This window comes from Rhodoferax sp. (assembly GCF_030653815.1).
Lineage (GTDB): Bacteria > Pseudomonadota > Gammaproteobacteria > Burkholderiales > Burkholderiaceae_C > Rhodoferax.
The window spans coordinates 162,740-180,670 of the sequence record NZ_JAURYQ010000036.1 but is presented as its reverse complement, the minus strand read 5'-3'; the positions used below and the strand labels follow the sequence as shown (position 1 = coordinate 180,670).

General features: G+C 59.6%; 17 protein-coding genes and 1 pseudogene. All 18 read right to left on the bottom strand.

What is annotated here, in order from left to right; all coding sequences use genetic code 11:
* Positions 1-27: 27 nt before the first annotated feature.
* Complete coding sequence (locus Q7U49_RS12515; RefSeq protein ID WP_304764595.1) at positions 28-891, bottom strand: hypothetical protein; 864 nt, start codon at positions 889-891, stop codon at positions 28-30.
* An 88-nt stretch (positions 892-979) separates the two neighbouring features.
* Positions 980-1,342 (bottom strand): annotated as a pseudogene (locus Q7U49_RS12510) (JAB domain-containing protein); the annotation flags it as partial.
* A gap of 309 nt (positions 1,343-1,651) precedes the next feature.
* The gene (locus Q7U49_RS12505; protein ID WP_304764594.1) at positions 1,652-1,891 is read right to left on the bottom strand and encodes a hypothetical protein; all 240 of its coding nucleotides are present in this window, start codon (positions 1,889-1,891) and stop codon (positions 1,652-1,654) included.
* 578 nt (positions 1,892-2,469) lie between these two features.
* Entirely contained in the window at positions 2,470-3,675 is a 1,206-nt protein-coding gene (locus tag Q7U49_RS12500) for an integrase arm-type DNA-binding domain-containing protein (RefSeq protein WP_304764593.1), read from the bottom strand.
* A gap of 133 nt (positions 3,676-3,808) precedes the next feature.
* Positions 3,809-4,681 (bottom strand): acetyl-CoA carboxylase, carboxyltransferase subunit beta, encoded by an 873-nt coding sequence (gene accD / locus Q7U49_RS12495; protein ID WP_304764592.1) that lies wholly within the window; start codon positions 4,679-4,681, stop codon positions 3,809-3,811.
* 37 nt (positions 4,682-4,718) lie between these two features.
* A complete protein-coding gene (trpA, locus tag Q7U49_RS12490; protein WP_304764591.1) occupies positions 4,719-5,549 on the bottom strand; it encodes a tryptophan synthase subunit alpha in 831 nt (276 codons plus the stop codon).
* The gene (gene trpB / locus Q7U49_RS12485) at positions 5,546-6,841 is read right to left on the bottom strand and encodes a tryptophan synthase subunit beta (RefSeq protein WP_304764590.1); all 1,296 of its coding nucleotides are present in this window, start codon (positions 6,839-6,841) and stop codon (positions 5,546-5,548) included. Before trpB ends, trpA begins: the two co-directional genes overlap by 4 nt.
* A 2-nt stretch (positions 6,842-6,843) precedes the next feature.
* A complete protein-coding gene (locus tag Q7U49_RS12480; protein ID WP_304764589.1) occupies positions 6,844-7,563 on the bottom strand; it encodes a phosphoribosylanthranilate isomerase in 720 nt (239 codons plus the stop codon).
* Positions 7,560-8,366, bottom strand: coding sequence for a tRNA pseudouridine(38-40) synthase TruA (truA, locus tag Q7U49_RS12475; protein ID WP_304764588.1), 807 nt, complete (start codon positions 8,364-8,366; stop codon positions 7,560-7,562). The genes Q7U49_RS12480 and truA overlap by 4 nt, the downstream gene beginning before the upstream one ends.
* 12 nt (positions 8,367-8,378) lie before the next feature.
* The gene (locus tag Q7U49_RS12470; protein WP_304764587.1) at positions 8,379-10,742 is read right to left on the bottom strand and encodes a FimV family protein; all 2,364 of its coding nucleotides are present in this window, start codon (positions 10,740-10,742) and stop codon (positions 8,379-8,381) included.
* A gap of 195 nt (positions 10,743-10,937) precedes the next feature.
* Positions 10,938-12,074 (bottom strand): aspartate-semialdehyde dehydrogenase, encoded by a 1,137-nt coding sequence (gene asd / locus Q7U49_RS12465; protein WP_304764586.1) that lies wholly within the window; start codon positions 12,072-12,074, stop codon positions 10,938-10,940.
* Between the two features lie 29 nt (positions 12,075-12,103).
* Complete coding sequence (leuB, locus tag Q7U49_RS12460; protein WP_304764585.1) at positions 12,104-13,192, bottom strand: 3-isopropylmalate dehydrogenase; 1,089 nt, start codon at positions 13,190-13,192, stop codon at positions 12,104-12,106.
* A gap of 29 nt (positions 13,193-13,221) precedes the next feature.
* Positions 13,222-13,872 (bottom strand): 3-isopropylmalate dehydratase small subunit, encoded by a 651-nt coding sequence (leuD, locus tag Q7U49_RS12455; RefSeq protein WP_304764584.1) that lies wholly within the window; start codon positions 13,870-13,872, stop codon positions 13,222-13,224.
* Between the two features lie 9 nt (positions 13,873-13,881).
* Positions 13,882-14,013, bottom strand: a complete 132-nt coding sequence (locus tag Q7U49_RS12450) for an entericidin A/B family lipoprotein (protein WP_304764583.1) — start codon at positions 14,011-14,013, stop codon at positions 13,882-13,884.
* A gap of 22 nt (positions 14,014-14,035) precedes the next feature.
* Complete coding sequence (gene leuC, locus Q7U49_RS12445; RefSeq protein ID WP_304764582.1) at positions 14,036-15,484, bottom strand: 3-isopropylmalate dehydratase large subunit; 1,449 nt, start codon at positions 15,482-15,484, stop codon at positions 14,036-14,038.
* A gap of 108 nt (positions 15,485-15,592) precedes the next feature.
* Positions 15,593-16,903 (bottom strand): citrate synthase, encoded by a 1,311-nt coding sequence (locus Q7U49_RS12440; protein ID WP_304764581.1) that lies wholly within the window; start codon positions 16,901-16,903, stop codon positions 15,593-15,595.
* Positions 16,900-17,211: a succinate dehydrogenase assembly factor 2 gene (locus Q7U49_RS12435; protein WP_304764580.1), complete on the bottom strand. Its 312-nt coding sequence runs from the start codon at positions 17,209-17,211 to the stop codon at positions 16,900-16,902. Before Q7U49_RS12435 ends, Q7U49_RS12440 begins: the two co-directional genes overlap by 4 nt.
* A 10-nt stretch (positions 17,212-17,221) precedes the next feature.
* Positions 17,222-17,926, bottom strand: a complete 705-nt coding sequence (locus Q7U49_RS12430) for a succinate dehydrogenase iron-sulfur subunit (RefSeq protein ID WP_304764579.1) — start codon at positions 17,924-17,926, stop codon at positions 17,222-17,224.
* Between the last annotated feature and the right edge of the window lie 5 nt (positions 17,927-17,931).

Genomic DNA, 17,931 nt, shown 5'->3' with positions numbered 1-17,931 from the left:
GTTTTTGTAATCTCAAAAAGTTCAAAATTATTTGACATCGATTTCAACTAGGTTGCCTAAACTGTCGTGTTCAAAATCCATTTTTTTTAAGCTTAGTTCGTGTTGGATATGTCCCCAATTGGATACGACTTCTTCAAGTGTTTTGCCTGTCAAAAGTTCATCTTTGACGTACTTCAATGGTGCAAAAAGACCGTCGCTACAGTGGTGTTTTATGAGGGCTTGAACCGTTGTGCTTTTGCGTCCAATCTGCTCCCCGACATCCTCAAAAAAACCGGCGTCGATTGGTCGCTGCGGGTGGTCTGCAAGCAACTCCAATGCAACTTCATACGCCCAAGGTTTAAATTTAGCGTTTGCAACTACCCTAGCAATATTTTGACCTTTGGGCACAACAGAGCCGAATGCATCAGATTCACCCCAGCCCTTTGATGCACCAGACAACACGCGTTCATAACGCTCGATAAAAGAGGCTGCTAGCCAAGCGGGCAAAACAAGCCCGTGGGCGGCACATTGCGCTACTGATTCCATGACCGAAAAGCCATCGCCCGATTCAATGTCTTTTTGTTTTTCAAGACACTTTTTGGCCGCCATTACCTGAAATTTTGGACGGTGCAGTAGCGGCCCTGCCCATGCGTTATCGGCGGCATTTTCAATATCTTCCCGGCGGGAATATTCAAGTACAACAGCTTTGTCGGCTTCACTTGCTGGCGCAGGGGTGTTTTGCAATGCTCTAAATTTGAATTCAATTTCAGCATGTTGCCAGGGGTCAAACTGGCCAGACTCGCCAGCTTGGGTGCCTGTTTTGCGAATCAGCCCTACAAGCCGGGCGGATGCCCTTTCGCTTGGGCTTTTCGTTGGTTTCGCCATCGCCACCCCTTCAGGTGCGGCCTTCATAGGGTGCCAGCGCCAGGCGGGTGAAGGTTTCCCGCTTTTCGCCCTTGGGGATCAGCCGTGGGCTAGACGTGGCAAAACTTTTGCAGGGTTACAGCAGGCCCCGCTCTGCCATGCTCAGGGCGCCACGGGGTGCCACGATCACATGATCCAACACCCGCACATCAATCAGCGCCAGCGTTTGTTTCAGGGTTTGCGTCAGCATCTCGTCTGCCCGGCTGGGTTGCACGCTTCCACTTGGGTGATTGTGGGAAAGTATCACGGCCGACGCACCATGCGCCAGGGCGGCCATAACAACTTCACGGGGGTAAACACTCGTTTGTGCCAGTGTGCCCGTGAACATCACTTCAAATGCAATGAAGCGGTTTTGCACGTCCAAAAACAGCACGGCAAAGCGTTCTACCTGTTCCCCGGATAGCTGCAATTGAAGGTAAGTTTTCACCGCGTCAGGCGTGGCGAATGTTGTCCGGTCCAAGGCCAGGCAGCGCCCAACAATGGCTATCGCCTTGTCAATCGCGTTGCGCTCACGCACTCGCAGCCCGTGCCGGAATGACAGCACGCCAGCGCCAGCACCATAGGCGGGAATGCATTCGCTGGCCTCGGGGCTTGCACGCCGTGCCCGGCGGGGTGTTTTTGGTGTAGATTCCACAGCAGCCATTTTCAATCCTTTGTCGATTGTTGGTGGTCAGGGGCTGGGTAGTGTGTCACCACTGCCCGGCCCCGCCTTTTTGCCCTGGTCAAACGCGCCAGGGCTTCGCGTTTTTCATTCGCTGGCGCTGTCTTTTGGTGGGACCAAATAGGAAGCGCTCAGACGCTTTATTTCAAGAAGTAGGGTCAAGTGTTTGGGCACCCAGCCAGGTATCGGCACGCCCTCATTGCGCCAGCGGCTGGGGGTGTTGCGGTGCAGGCCAGTCGCCCGGCAAAAGTCGCTTACCTTCCAGCCCAGCGCCAGCAATGCAGCGTCAAGTTCTTCAAGAGTCATTTGTTTGTCCTTAGTTTGCATGTTGTGAGTGTAGCGACATTCCCGTAAGTGTGCAATATACGTTTAAAACAGCACACTAGTTAACATAATACCGGTCGTATGAAGTAGAGAAAATGAATAACTTTATGCACATTATCGGGAATATTCAATGAATTCATGCACTTGCAAACGTTATCCACCGTGCCCATTTTTTAGGCACTTTGCAGAAAACGGATGCTGCAAAAGTTATCCACAGGCGGCCGATTGACAGAAAAACGGTATTTGCTGGCGCTGTCAGCAACACGGCCGCCCGTTGATTGGTTCCAAGGGGAAGCCCCTTTGCGCTCAAATTTGCAAGCGTTCGCAGTAACCCGGCAAAGCACCGGGCGGCCCGGAATGGGGGCCGGGCAAGGGGCAAAGAGTATGTATGAATGATTGAATTCATTTTCATCATATAAAAGTGTCCTCACTTTGTCCGCACTTTGTCCCCACTTTGTCCTCAGTCGCCAATTGGCCGCTAACCCGCATGGTTGCTAGGTTCTGGCGTTTTGTCCTCAGTGTCCCAGTGTTTTCAGGTTTTAGCAGCCTGGAAACGTGGCAAAACATGCCGGGCGGGGTCATCAGGCGGCCCGCTTTTTCATTTTCAAAACCTTGCCTGTCTTGCGGCCGTCGAGGTAGTCCGCCCACCACTGCATCAGCTTGGCGCGGTCTTCAAGGTAGGTCGAACGATGGTAGGCAGCCCGCACGCCGTTTTTTTCCAAGTGGGCAAGCTGGCGTTCTATCGCGTCGGGGTTCCAGTTGCATTCATTGGCCACCGTGGAAAACAGCGCCCGGAAACCGTGGGCGGTTGCCGTGCCTTTGAAACCCATGTTTGCCAGGGCTGAATTGAAGGTGTTTTCGCTCAGGGGCTTGCTGGGGTAGGTTGGGCTGGGGAATACCAGCTCACGGCCGCCGCTCAGGGTTTGCATGGTGCGCAGAAGTGCAACGGCTTGGGTTGACAGTGGCACCCGGTGTTCGATCTTCATTTTCATACGCTCTGCCGGGATGATCCACAGCGCCGCGTCGAGGTCGAATTCTGCCCACCGTGCGCCGCGTGTTTCGCCCGGGCGGGTCGCTGTCAGCATCAGCAGCCGCAAAGCGTGCACCGTGTTGGGGTCGCCTTGGTAGGTTGCCAGTTTGGCCAGGAACGCGGGCAGGTCGCTGTCTGCCAGGGCGGCCCGGTGCGTGACATTGCGGGGCTTCAAGATTTCGCCGGGCATCAGGTCAACCATCGGATTGGATTCGATGCGTTCATGGGTCACTGCCCAGCGGTAAATGGCTTTGACCCGCTTCAGCACCCGGTCGGCCTGTTCAGCAGCGCCACGGGCTTCGACCTTTTTGACGGCCGCCATGATTTCGCCGGGCTTGATGCCGGCAACAGGTCGGGCACCCAGTGCCGGGAAAATGTCCGCTTTGAGGGATGCCTCGATTCGGTCGTGTGTGATCGTTGCCCAGCGGGCGGCCTGGTGTGACAGCCAGGCACGGGAAACCGCCTCAAGGGTGTTTGCGGTTTCGTAAACGATCTTGGCTTTTTCGGCCTTGCGTTGGGCGCCGGGGTCGCGGCCATCTTGCAAGGTCTTTCGGGCTTGGTTGGCTTTGTCGCGTGCGGCCTTCAGGCTAACAGCCGGGTAGGTTCCAAAGGCTAATAGTTTTTCACGGCCGCCGAATCTGTACTTCAAACGCCAGTATTTGCCGCCCGCCTTGGTCAAATCCAAATAAAGGCCCCCGCCGTCGAAGTGTTTACCGGGTTCGGTCAGGTTGCGCAGTTGGGCATCAGTCAGGGCCATGATGGGGGTATCCTTCGCGAGTTGGGGGTACATTTAGGGGTACATTTTGCCACCTCACGACGAAAAGCTAGGATTCATGCGGCCTACAGCCTTGTTTATGATTCCTGTTGGCGACCACATTCAAACAGCGGCCCTAAGCCACCGCATCCGCACTCTGGCGCGTCAGCATGGCCAGCGTGTTGGCGATGGTTTTGCGCAACTCGCGGCGGTCACAAATCAGGTCCACCGCACCCTTGGTCTGCAAAAACTCGGCGCGCTGAAAACCTTCGGGCAGCGTGACGCGCACGGTGGATTCGATCACGCGCGGGCCGGCAAAGCCGATCAGGGCCTTGGGCTCGGCAATCACCACATCCCCCAAAAAGGCAAAACCGGCACTGACACCGCCCATGGTCGGGTCGGTCAGCACGCTGATATAGGGCAGGCCTTTCTTGGCCAGATGGGTCAGTGAGGCGTTGGTCTTGGCCATCTGCATCAGCGAGAGCAAGCCTTCCTGCATGCGCGCACCACCGGTGGCGGTGAAGCACACAAACGGCACTTTTTGCTCGATGGCGGTATGCACGCCGCGCACAAAGCGCTCGCCCACCACGCTGCCCATGCTGCCTCCCATGAATTCAAATTCAAAACAGGCCGCCACCAGGCCAATGCCCAGCACCGAGCCACCCATGACCACCAGGGCATCGGTCTCACCGGTGTTTTCCAGCGCTTCCTTCAGGCGCTCGGGGTACTTACGGCTGTCCTTGAACTTGAGCGCATCCACTGGCAGGACTTCCTGGCCAATTTCATAGCGGCCTTCGTTGTCCAGAAAAGCGTTCAGCCGGGCCCGCGCACCGATGCGGTGATGGTGGCTGCAGCTTGGGCAGACGTTCTGGTTTTGCTCCAGGTCGGTCTTGTAGAGCACCGTGTCGCAACTGGGGCATTTGATCCACAGGCCCTCGGGCACGCTGCGCCGGTCCTCGGGGTTGGTGTGCTGGATTTTGGGGGGAAGCAATTTTTCGAGCCAACTCATGATGTGTCCTTGTTCGTCTTCTTGGAAAGATGGCAAATTATGAATCGAGCGCGGTGCGGATGTCGCGCAAGAACGCCTCGGCCGTGGCGGCAACCTGGTCACGTGGCTGCGCGTCAATCAACTGAATGATACGGCTGCCGATCACCACCGCGTCAGCCACCCGGCTGATGGCGCGGGCGGTGGCGGCGTCGCGAATGCCAAAGCCCACACCCACGGGCACACTGACGTGTTGGCGAATGCGCGGCAGCATGGCCTCGACCGCATCGATGTCGAGCGCCCCGGAACCGGTGACACCTTTGAGCGACACGTAATAGACGTAACCACTGGCAATACGCGCGACCTGCTGCATGCGTTCGTCGGTCGACGTGGGCGCCAGCAAAAAGATCAGGTCCATCTGGTTTGCCTTGAGTTCAGCGGCAAACTCTTCGCATTCTTCGGGCGGGTAGTCGACAATGAGCACACCATCGACCCCGGCCGCTGCGGCATCTTGCACAAAGGCACTGGTTCCCGCTTTCGCATCGACACGCCGGTGTTTCTGGCTGTAACGCTCAACCGGGTTGGCGTAGCCCATCAGCACCACCGGGGTGCTGTTGTTGGTCTGGCGGAATTCACGCACCATGACCAGCACCTGCACCAGACCGATGCCGGCGGCCAGCGCCTTGTCACCCGCTTTTTGAATGACCGGGCCGTCGGCGCTGGGGTCGGAGAACGGTACGCCGAGCTCAATCACATCGGCACCGCCCGCGACCATGGCGTGCATCAGCTCCGGAGTGACGTCGGGGTACGGGAAACCCGCGGTGACAAACGGAATCAGCGCCTTGCGGCCCTGGGCTTGCAATTGGGTGAACGTGGCGGCAATGCGGCTCATTTGACAACCTTCACAATGGCTTCGTCAGCGGCCAGGCCGCCCTTGACCGACTGGCCCTGACAACTCGGTCGACAAAAGAAATCGGCGTGGCTGAGGTCGGCCACGGTGCCGATGTCCTTGTCACCCCGACCCGACAGGTTGACCAGGATCGACTGGTCGGTGCGCATGGTTTTCGCCAGTTTCATGGCGTAGGCCACGGCGTGGCTGGATTCGAGCGCCGGGATGATGCCCTCGGTGCGGCACAGGTAATGGAAAGCGGCCAACGCCTCGGTGTCGGTGATGCCAACGTATTGCGCGCGGCCAATGTCATTCAGGAACGCGTGCTCGGGGCCGACACCGGGGTAATCCAGGCCGGCGCTGATGCTGTGGGTCTCGGTCACCTGGCCGTTGTCGTCCTGCAGCACATAGGTGCGGTTGCCGTGCAACACGCCGGGGCTGCCGCGCTGGATGGAGGCCGAGTGGCGGCCAGAGTCCATGCCCTCGCCTGCCGCTTCCACACCGATCAGCTGGGTGGCTTCATGCGCAATATAAGGGTGAAAAATGCCCATGGCATTGCTGCCACCACCCACGCAGGCCAACACCGCATCGGGCTGGCCAGTGGCGCAACCGGCGGCCTGGAGCATCTCGGGCATTTGCACCAAGCATTCCTTGCCGATGACACTCTGGAAATCCCGCACCATCATCGGGTAGGGGTGCGGGCCGGCCACGGTGCCGATGATGTAGAAGGTGTTGTCGACGTTGGCGACCCAGTCGCGCATGGCTTCATTGAGCGCGTCTTTCAGGGTACAACTGCCGCTGGTGACCGGCACCACGGTGGCGCCGAGCAATTTCATGCGGTAGACGTTGGGGCTCTGGCGCTTGACGTCTTCGCTGCCCATGTAGACCACACATTCCAGGCCATAACGGGCACAGATGGTGGCGGTGGCCACACCGTGCTGGCCGGCACCGGTTTCGGCAATGATGCGCGGCTTGCCCATGCGCTTGGCCAACATGGCCTGGCCGATGGTGTTGTTGATCTTGTGGGCACCGGTGTGATTGAGGTCTTCACGCTTCAAAAAGATCTGCGCGCCACCCTGCTCCCGGCTCATGCGCGCAGCGTGGTAAATGGGGCTTGGGCGGCCGACAAAATGCGCCAGCTCGTAGTTGAATTCAGCCACGAACTCGGGATCGAACTGGTACTTGGCGTAGGCCGCCTTGAGTTCGTTGAGGGCGTGGGTCAGCGTCTCGGAGGCAAAACTGCCACCGTAGATGCCAAAGTGACCCCGCAAGTCGGGTTGTTGGTAATCGAACATGGTTAACTCAAATGGTTGATGTGGTGATCGGCACGCCGCACGGCGGCCACAAATTCACGGATTCGCATGGGGTCCTTGATGCCTTTTTGACCTGGCACTTCGACCCCGGAACTGATGTCAACCGCCAGCGTGTTGCAGCGCGGTCGCAGTTGCAGGATGCCGTCGGTCACGTTGGCAGCGCTGAGCCCACCACTCAAGACGAGGTGAGCGTTGACGTTTGGAGGAAGCAGTGACCAATTGAATGCGTGTCCGCCACCGCCATACCCGTCCACTTGCGCGTCGAGCAGGAGGCCTTGGGCCTGTGAATAATCTTGCGCGAATTTTAAGAGATCAAAGCTGCGGCCGGCTTCACCGAGGGGAATACGGGCGGCGCGCAGGTACGGGCGCTGGCATGCCGCGCTGGCAGCCCGGCAGTCTTGCGGTGTTTCATCGCCATGGAACTGCAACAGGGCACCGGGCACCAGGGCGCAGGCAGCACGGATGTCGGCCAGGGTTTCATTGACAAACAGCAGCACCGGGGTGACAAAGGGTGGCAAGCGGCGCGCCAGTTCGGCCGCGCGCTGGGGCGAGACCGCGCGCGGGCTTTTGGCATACAGCACAAAGCCCAGCGCATCGACGCCGGCGACCACGGCCGCGTCCACATCAGCCTCGCGCGTGAGGCCGCAGACCTTGATGCGGGTGCGGTGCAGGCCAGGCAGGGCAGGTTCAATCAGTGGGTTCATGGCAATCCATCCAGCAGGGGGGAGTCTTCAGGCAAGCCCCAATGCGGGTCATAACGCGGCCCCAAAAAGTACAGGCCATCGGGCGAAAAGGTGGGTGCTGCGGCGTCGCGGTCGCGCGCAGCCAACACAGCGTTGATCCATTCAGGCGGCTGGCGCTGCTCGCCAATATAAAGCAGGCAGCCCATGATGTTGCGAATCATATGGTGCAAAAACGCATTGGCCTCAAACTCGAAACGCCAGTAAGCACCGCGCTGCGAAATGGCAATGCGCCGCATGTGCTTGACCGGCGACAGGGCCTGACAGGCACTGGCGCGAAACGAGGTGAAATCATGCTCGCCGATGAGTTGCTGCGCAGCTTGCTGCATCACCTCAAGCTGCAGCGGGCGGTAAACCCAGCCCACCCGGCCCCGATCCAGGCTGGGGCGCACCGGCGACTGCATCACCACATAAACGTAGCGCCGCGACACCGCACTGGCCCGGCAATGGAAGGCTTTGGGCACCACCCGGGCCCACTGCACTGCGATGTCGCGCGGCAACAAGGCGTTGGGGCCTCGCACCCATGCGACCTCGGGCCGATCCAGCGGGGTGTCAAAGTGCACCACCTGCATCAGGCCATGGACACCGGCGTCGGTACGGCCGGCACACAGGGTGGAGACCCGGTGGTTGGCAAAACGGGACAGGGCTGCCTCCAACTGGTCCTGCACAGTTTTCCCGGACAGCTGACTTTGCCAGCCCTGGTAGTGGCCGCCGTGGTAGCTGATGCCCAAGGCAACACGGACCCCTGCGGACGGCTCACCTTCCATCCGTGAAAACCATCAAAGCTGGCTCAGTGCCTGCTGCGCCCGGGCCTTGAGGTCACCGTCCGCCTCATTCAGAACCTGCTGAATCAGTTCCTTGGCGCCGTCAGCGTCGCCATTGGCCCTGAACTCCTCGGCCAGTGCCAGTTTTGATTCCAAGCCATCGGCGCCCGCCAGCGGCGGCTGCTTGGTTGGAACCACGTCACTGTCGTCCAGATCGAGCGACAGGGAGTCAAAGTCAAACTCCAGCATGTCCAGCGGCGCACTGGCAGCCGCCGGGGCGGCCGGCGATGCAGCAGCGGGCGCCTCAGGGGCAGGCGCCGCCGGCGGCGCGACCGTGGCAGGCTCAGGCGCCTTTGCAGGAGGTGCGGAGTCCAGGGAAAAATCAAGATCGAAATCGAGATCCAGCGCACTGTCATCCCGGGTCTCGGCTGGCTGCACAGGCGCCATGGGAGCCACTGCAGCCACCGCAGCAGCCACCGTTGGCAACACGGGCAGCGTTGGGAAAGAGGGCAATGGCGAGTCTGGCGCAGCTGATGCGGGCACGACAGCAACGGGTTGACCTCCTGCAAGGTACAGAGGGTTACCCGGCTCCAGGGCCATGCCTGCAGCGCAAACCTCAGCCCATTGCGGCTCGTTGTTCTTGAGCAGCGGATGCGCCAAAGCCGCCATGGCCGCATAAGCTGGTGCATCCTGGCGCTTGGCGTAAATAGCCAGCAATTTCTGATGGATCGCGACGCGCTCGGGTTGCTTGAGCAAGGCCTCCTTCAGGACTTCCTCCGCCTGAACATCGCGACCGTAGGCCATGTAGACATCGGCCTCAGCGACTGGGTCAGAGTCTTGCGCCCCATCCAGCTGGCTGGCCGAATACATCATGGCCGAGCTGGTTCCGGCGGTCTCTTGCGTCTCGACTTTTTGGCCACCACTGTCGCCAAAAAATGACTCTGCCTGAAAACTGCTTTCCATGAAGGAACTGTCAGCAGGCACCTTTTTCTGGCGCTGGCGGACCTTGTAAAAGCCCAGACCGGCCAATAACAAGATCAGGGCGGCGGCACTTGCCGGCAGCAAGGGGTTGTCAAGCAGCTCATCCAGAAAGCCTGAGGCGGGTGCGGTGACCGGGGCAGTCGCTGGCAGCGCCGGGGCCACCGGCTGTTGAACACCGGGCACCAAAGCAGGCGCTGCAACCGATGAAGCGGCAGCACCTGCAGCAGTGCCAGACGCAGCCGCCGCGGCCATGGACGCCGCCGTTTGTGCCAGTTGATTGAGCTCACTGGTGTTTTGACTGATCTGGGCTGCCCGCTTGGCATTGTCTTCGGCGTTGCGGGCCAGAGCCATTTGCTCCAGATCGGTGGCACTCTGAACCGAACCCTTGGACAGGGTCAACTTGTCTGGTGCTTGTGACGCAGGCTTTTTGTCCTCGACCGAGCCCTGAATAGCGCCGCTCACCGTGCGTTCGGCAGGTGCCTGCTGGGTCACACCCGCGCCGCTGGCAAGCGCCTGACGGTAGCGATTGAAGTCCTGGCTTTGCGCGGTGATGATTTGATTTGCCTGCGCTGGCGACACGGCAATCGCCTGTTTTTCAGTGGGCAAGGCCACGATGGCGCCGGCCTTGATGCGATTGACATTGCCCTCGATAAAGGCATTGGGGTTGCCGCGCTGCATGGCGACCAGCATCTGGTCCAGCGACACATTGGACAAGCGGTGCGTCATGGCGATCTTGCTGGCGCTGTCACCGGGTCGCACCCGGACCAGGCGCTGCTCGCCATGGACCGAAGATGCCGCGGGAGGCGCCGGGGGCACAGATTTGACTTCAGCGGCCGCGGCAGGCTGACGCGCAACGGTTGGGCTGGTGGGTGCGACCGGACGCGGCGCTTGGACCACGCGTGGCTCTGCCGCAGGCGGTGGCGACGACAGCGGCGCCGCCAACGGAACCGAGAGTGGCCGCGCCGCAGGTGCGGGTGCGGGGCGCATGTTTGGCGGATCAAACAACAGGGTGTAGTTGCGCACCAGGCGACCGCTTTGCCAACCCACGTCGAGGATCAGGTCAACAAAAGGTTCCTGAACCAGCCGGTCACTGCTGAGGCGCAAGTAGGAGCGACCATCGGCGCGTTTTTGCAACGCCATCCTGAGGCCGGTGAGCACCGGACTGTAGTCAAGGCCCGCCGACTTGAAATTGGCCGGCGAGGCGAGCTGAACTTTCAGCGAAGCGGCCTCGTCGACATTGATGTCCGCAATATCAATCTCTGCGCTCAAGGGCTCCCCAAGAGCCGACTGAACCGTGATTCGCCCCAGCGACAGGGCCATCGCGTTGGATCCGCTTAAGGCCAAAAGCGCAGCCAGCGCCACAGCACTGAGTTCCCATCGATAGGACTTTGCAATCAATTTTTACTCCAGTTTTCAACCAGCAAAAGGCAGGGCCACTTCCCGAGCATCCATGTTCTGAACTGGCAAATTCCGATGGCCAATCGGTGGTGCGGACCCAGGCCGCTATCAACTAACGATTCTATAGGGTGAAGCAACCCACCCTGTGTCCCAAAATGGATCAGCTGCCCAGCAGGCTTGCGCGCCTCAAAAGGTTCAGGCTTGCAGCAGGATGCGCAACATGCGGCGCAGCGGCTCGGCAGCGCCCCACAGCAGCTGGTCGCCAATGGTGAACGCGCCCACATACTCCGGCCCCATGGCCATTTTCCGGATTCGGCCCACGGGAATCGTCATGGTGCCGGTGACCGCCACAGGTGTCAGGTCCCGGATGGTGGCTTCGCGCGTGTTGGGAACCACTTTGACCCACGGGTTGTCAGCCGCGATCATGGCTTCGATGTCGGCCACCGGCACGTCTTTTTTGAGCTTGAAGGTCAGTGCCTGGCTATGGCAACGCATGGCACCCACGCGCACACAAAAGCCGTCGACCGGTGTTTCGATGGAACCGAAGTCCGCGCCCTGACCCAGTATCTTGTTGGTCTCGGCCTGGCCTTTCCACTCTTCCTTGGACATGCCATTGCCCAGATCCTTGTCGATCCAGGGAATCAGCGAGCCGCCCAGGGGCACGCCAAAGTTGGCGGTCTCGGCGGCGCTCAAGGAACGCTGCTTGGCAATCACCTTGCGGTCGATTTCCAGAATCGCGCTCTTGGGATCGTCCAGCATGGACTTCACCTCGGCATTCAGCGTGCCGTACTGCGTCAGCAGTTCGCGCATGTGCTGGGCACCGCCACCGGAAGCCGCCTGGTAGGTTTGGGTACTCATCCACTCGACCAGACCGGCCTTGTACAGCGCGCCCACGCCCATCAGCATGCAGCTCACGGTGCAATTGCCGCCGATCCAGTTCTTGCCACCGCCGGCCAGGGCCTTCTGGATCACCGGCATGTTGACCGGATCCAGGATGATGACGGCGTCTTTTTCCATGCGCAGGGTGGACGCGGCATCGATCCAGTGCCCATTCCAGCCGGCCGCGCGCAGCTTGGGGAAGACCTGGGTGGTGTAGTCACCGCCCTGCGCGCTGATGATGATGTCGCAGCGCTTGAGCGCATCAAGATTGAACGCATCCTGCAGTGTGGTTTCGTTTTTGGCCTGCGCTGGGGCCTTGCCACCCGCGTTGGAAGTTGAGAAGAACATGGGCTCGATCAGGTCGAAGTCGCCCTCTGCCTGCATCCGGTCCATGAGTACCGAGCCCACCATGCCACGCCACCCCACCAAACCCACCAAGTTACCAACTTTCATCACACTTCCTTTTCAGATCAATTAAGTATTTAGGACTGCAGTGCCTTGACCACTGCATCGCCCATCTCGCGGGTGCTGACACGCGTGCCGCCCGCACTGAAGATGTCGGCCGTGCGCAGACCCTGGGTCAGCACCGCTTTGACGGCCGCTTCAATGCGAGCAGCTGCCTCGGGCTGGTTCAGGCTAAAACGCAGCATCATGGCCGCACTCAAAATGGTCGCCAGCGGGTTGGCAATGCCCTTGCCGGCAATGTCGGGCGCGCTGCCGTGGCTGGGCTCAAACAGGCCCTGCTTGTTGGCATTCATGGAGGCTGAGGGCAACATGCCAATTGAACCCGTGAGCATGGAGGCTTCATCGCTCAGGATATCGCCAAACATGTTGCCGGTGACCACCACGTCAAACTTCTTGGGTGCACGCACCAGTTGCATGGCGGCGTTGTCGACGTACATGTGATCAAGCGCAATGTCGGGGTACTGCAGGCCGACCTCGGTCACGATGTCTTTCCAGAACTGGAAGGTTTCCAGCACATTGGCCTTGTCGACGCTGGTGACGCGGCCCTCGGAGCCCGCCGCCTTGCGCGTGCGCGCCGCCTGGAAAGCCACATGGGCAATGCGCTCCACTTCGGGGCGGCTGTAGCGCATGGTATCGAAGGCCTCTTCAGCTCCGGGAAAATGCCCGTCCGTGGCGATACGACGACCGCGCGGCTGGCCAAAGTAGATGTCACCGGTCAGTTCACGGATGATCAGGATGTCGAGACCCGAAATCAACTCGGGTTTCAGGCTGGAGGCATTCACCAGCTCCTGGTAACAAATGGCCGGACGGAAATTCGCAAACAGCCCCAGGTGTTTGCGCAGACCCAGAATGGCCTGCTCCGGGCGCAAGGGTCGGTCGAGCGTGTCGTACTTCCAGTCACCGACGGCGCCGAACAGAATGGCATCGGCTTCTTTGGCCAGCTTCAGGGTGGACTCAGGCAGCGGGTGGCCGTGGGCCTCATAACCGGCACCACCGACCAGGGCAGTCTCCATTTCAAAGCGTAAATCGAGGGCCTGAAGCACCTTGACTGCCTCGGCCACAATTTCGGTACCAATGCCGTCGCCGGGTAAAACTGCAATTTTCATAAATGTGATGGATGGTTTGGATATTTAACTCAGGCCAGCATGCTGTGAGCCAGCCAGGGCTTTTGCGCCAGGCGTTCGGCCTCGAAGGCCTTGATCTTGTCGGCATGGCGCAGGGTCAGGCCGATGTCATCAAGGCCATTGAGCAAACAGTATTTGCGAAAGGCCTGAACCTCGAACGGCAACTCTTCACCGTCGGGCTTGATCACCAACTGACGCTCCAGGTCAATCGTCAGGGCGTAGCCTGGAAAGGCCGCCACGTCGTCGAACAAGTGCGCCACCTGGGTTTCAGTCAGCACGATCGGCAACAGGCCATTCTTGAAACTGTTGTTGAAAAAGATGTCGGCGTAGCTGGGCGCGATGATGGCGCGAAAACCGAACTGGTCCAGCGCCCAGGGCGCGTGTTCGCGCGACGATCCGCAGCCGAAATTCTTGCGCGCCAGCAGGATGGACGCGCCCTGATAACGCGGCTGGTTCAACACAAAGTCGGGGTTGGGCTTGCGACTGGCCGGGTCCTGACCGGGGTAGCCCGCGTCCAGGTAGCGCCATTCGTCAAACAGATTTTGACCAAAACCGGTCTTGCGGATCGATTTGAGGAACTGCTTCGGAATGATGGCGTCGGTGTCGACATTTTCCCGGTCCATCGGCGCGACCAGGCCCTTGAGCAAGTTGAATTTTTGCATGGTGTGTCTTTACTTTTTCTTGACTGCGTCTTCGATGCTCTCACCCGCTCTTTGCAGGTCCTGACCAACACCTTTGACCGTGTTGCAGCCGACCAGAACCAGCAGTGCGGTAGCGATGAACAAAGTGCTCAGTGATTTCATGAAAGTGTCCTTGAGGCCTGGGTTAGACAAACTTGCGCACATCGACAAAATGGCCGTGAATGGCGGCGGCAGCAGCCATCGCCGGGCTGACCAGATGGGTGCGCCCGCCGGCACCCTGTCGCCCTTCAAAATTGCGATTGCTGGTGGACGCACAGCGCTCGCCCGGCTCCAGGCGGTCGGCGTTCATGGCCAGGCACATGGAGCAACCCGGCTCGCGCCACTCAAAACCGGCAGCACGAAAAACTTCGTGCAGACCTTCACGCTCGGCCTGCGCCTTCACCAGGCCGGAACCTGGCACCACCATGGCCAGCTTGATGTTGGACGCCACCTTGCGGCCCAGAGACTTCACGACAGCCGCCGCCTCGCGCATGTCTTCAATGCGGCTATTGGTGCAGGAGCCAATGAACACCTTGTCCACGTACAGGTCGTTCAGGGCTTTGCCAGGCTCCAGCCCCATGTAGGCCAGGGCACGCTCAATGGCACCGCGCTTGTTGGCATCTTTTTCGCGATCCGGGTCAGGTACGCGGTCATTGATACCCAGCACCATCTCGGGCGAGGTGCCCCAGGTCACTTGCGGCACCAATTGCGCAGCATCGATGTCGACCACGGCGTCGAAGTGCGCATCGGCATCCGAATGCAAGTTCTTCCAGTAGGCCACGGCCTGGTCCCACTCCACGGCCGCCGCTGCTTCGTTGGGCGCGTTATAGCCGGGGGCCAGAGGACGGCCCTTGACGTATTGGATGGTCTTGTCATCGACCGCCACCAGGCCGGCGCGGGCACCGGCCTCGATGGCCATGTTGCACACGGTCATGCGTGCTTCCATGCTCAAGGCACGGATGGCGGCACCGCCGAATTCGATGGTGTAGCCGGTGCCACCGGCGGTACCGATTTTGCCGATGATGGCCAGCACAATGTCCTTGCCAGTGCAGCCACGCGGCAGGATGCCGTCGACCCGAACCAGCATGTTTTTGGCTTTTTTGGCCAGTAGCGTTTGCGTGGCCATGACGTGCTCGACCTCGCTGGTGCCAATGCCGTGTGCCAAGGCACCAAAAGCGCCGTGGGTCGAGGTGTGCGAGTCGCCACACACCACGGTCATGCCGGGCAGCGTGGCGCCGTTCTCGGGGCCGATCACATGCACGATGCCCTGGCGCTGAGACATGAACGGAAAGTAGGCGGCCGCGCCGTATTCCTTGATGTTGGCGTCCAACGTCAACACCTGCTCTTTGCTGGTGGGGTCGGTGATGCCATCGTAGCCCAGCTCCCAGCCTGTGGTGGGCGTATTGTGGTCGGCGGTGGCCACGATGGAACTGACACGCCAGACCGGGCGTTTGGACTGGCGCAGACCTTCAAACGCCTGCGGACTGGTGACTTCATGCACCAGATGGCGGTCAATGTAGAGCAGCGCAGTACCGTCTTCTTCGGTGTGGACGACGTGTTCGTCCCAGAGTTTGTCGTAGAGAGTGCGTCCCATGGTGGTTCCTCGGTGAATCGCGGATTTTAAACGGCTGGCGCACCCATCATGATCAGTAAAAAACCCGCCGCTGTTGCCAGCCGGCGGGTTTTTACTGGGTGCGTTGAATTAACGCTCAGCCACAGGCCTCACATTGCGCGTGACCGAACCGGTAAACAGCTGGCGCGGACGGCCAATTTTGTACTCGGGGTCGCTGATCATTTCGTTGAGCTGGGCAATCCAGCCGACGGTTCGTGCCAGGGCAAAAACACCAGTGAACAAGTTGACCGGGATGCCAATGGCACGCTGAACAATGCCGGAATAGAAGTCGACGTTCGGGTAAAGCTTGCGCGACACAAAGTAATCGTCTTCGAGTGCAATCTTTTCGACCGCCTTGGCCAACTTGAACAAGGGATCGTTCTCCAGACCCAACTCCAACAACACCTCGTTGCAGGTTTGTTGCATCAGGGTGGCGCGCGGGTCGTAGTTTTTGTAGACGCGGTGGCCAAAACCCATGAGCTTGACGCCGGAATTTTTGTCCTTGACCTGCTCCATGAACTCACCGACCTTGGCAATGCCGCCGTTACGCTGAATGTCTTCGAGCATGTTGAGGCAGGCTTCGTTGGCACCGCCATGAGCGGGGCCCCACAGGCAAGCCACGCCCGCGGCAATGGCCGCAAACGGGTTGGTACCCGACGAGCCGCACAGGCGCACGGTCGAGGTCGACGCATTTTGCTCATGGTCAGCGTGCAAGATGAAGATGCGGTCCAGCGCGCGTTCCAGCACCGGGTTGACCACGTACTCTTCGCACGGCGTGCCGAACATCATGCGCAGGAAGTTACCGGCGTAGCTGAGGTCGTTGCGCGGGTACATGTAAGGCTGACCGATACCGTACTTGTAGGCCATGGCCACCAGGGTGGGCATTTTGGCAATCAGGCGAATAGCGGCAATCTCGCGGTGCTGCGGGTTGTTGATGTCGGTGCTGTCATGGTAGAAAGCCGACAAACCACCCACCAGGCCGGTGAGGACAGCCATGGGATGCGCATCACGGCGGAAACCGCGCATGAAAAACTGCATCTGCTCGTTGACCATGGTGTGGTTGATCACCAGTTTGTGAAAGTCTTGACGCTCCTGCACGTTGGGCAATTCACCATTGAGCAGCAAGTGGCAAGTGTCCAGGTAGTCACATTGCGTTGCCAATTGCTCGATGGGATAGCCGCGGTACAGCAGCTCACCCTTGTCGCCGTCGATGTAAGTGATGGCAGACTGGCATGCGGCCGTCGACAAAAAACCCGGGTCGTAGGTGAACATGCCGGTCTGGCCATAGAGCTTGCGAATGTCGATCACATCCGGACCCACCGTACCCTGGTAAACCGGCAAATCAACGCTGGGGCTGCCGTTGCTGAACGACAGGGTGGCTTTATTTTCAGCTAGCTTCATAGGGACCTTTCAGGTGGTTTTTTCAACATACTCAAAACTTCGAAGACCTCGTCCTGCACGAGATTGACATCCACTTGCGCCAGCGTTTTGCGCCCAAGATGCAAATCCAGCAGATCTGAATCACTCAAGTCCATTAGAACGTTCAGACCTTGCGTCTGCTTGACAGTGAGCGTGGACTCATAACGCTTGAAGAAGCGCTCGATAAAAATATCGTTCTCAAGCAAGCCCCTGCGGCAGCGCCACTTGAGCTTGCTCAGCATGCGTTCATCAATCAAGGCGTCGCCGGCATCCATGTCAGGGTGGTTCATCAGGGCGGCGTCAGATGGCGCGACGCACCATCAGTTCCTTGATCTTGCCGATCGCCTTGGTCGGGTTCAGACCTTTCGGGCACACGTCCACACAATTCATGATGGTGGTGCAACGGAACAAACGGTAGGGATCTTCCAGGTTGTCCAGGCGCTCGCTGGTGGCTTCATCGCGGCTGTCGGCAATGAAACGGTAGGCTTGCAGCAGGCCTGCCGGACCGACGAATTTGTCGGGATTCCACCAGAACACCGGACAGCTGGTGGAGCAGCTCGCGCACAGGATGCACTCGTACAGGCCATTGAGCTCTTCGCGCTCTTCCGGGCTCTGCAGGCGCTCTTTTTCCGGCGGGCGGCTGTCGTTGATGAGGTAGGGCTTGATCGAGTGGTACTGCTTGAAAAACAGCGTCATGTCGACAATCAGGTCGCGCACCACGGGCAGCCCCGGCAGCGGCTTGAGCACGATCTTGTCGGGCAGTGTCAGCATGTTGACCAGGCAGGCCAGACCATTCTTGCCGTTGATGTTCATCGCGTCCGAGCCACAAATGCCTTCGCGGCACGAGCGTCGGTAGGACAAGGTGGGATCGATTTCCTTGAGCTTGACAAGCACGTCGAGCAGCATGCGCTCGCTGCCGTCGAGTTCGACCTCGATGGTCTGCATGTAGGGCTTGGCATCGGTGTCAGGGTTGTAGCGGTAAATTTGGATGGTACGTTTAGCCATGATTT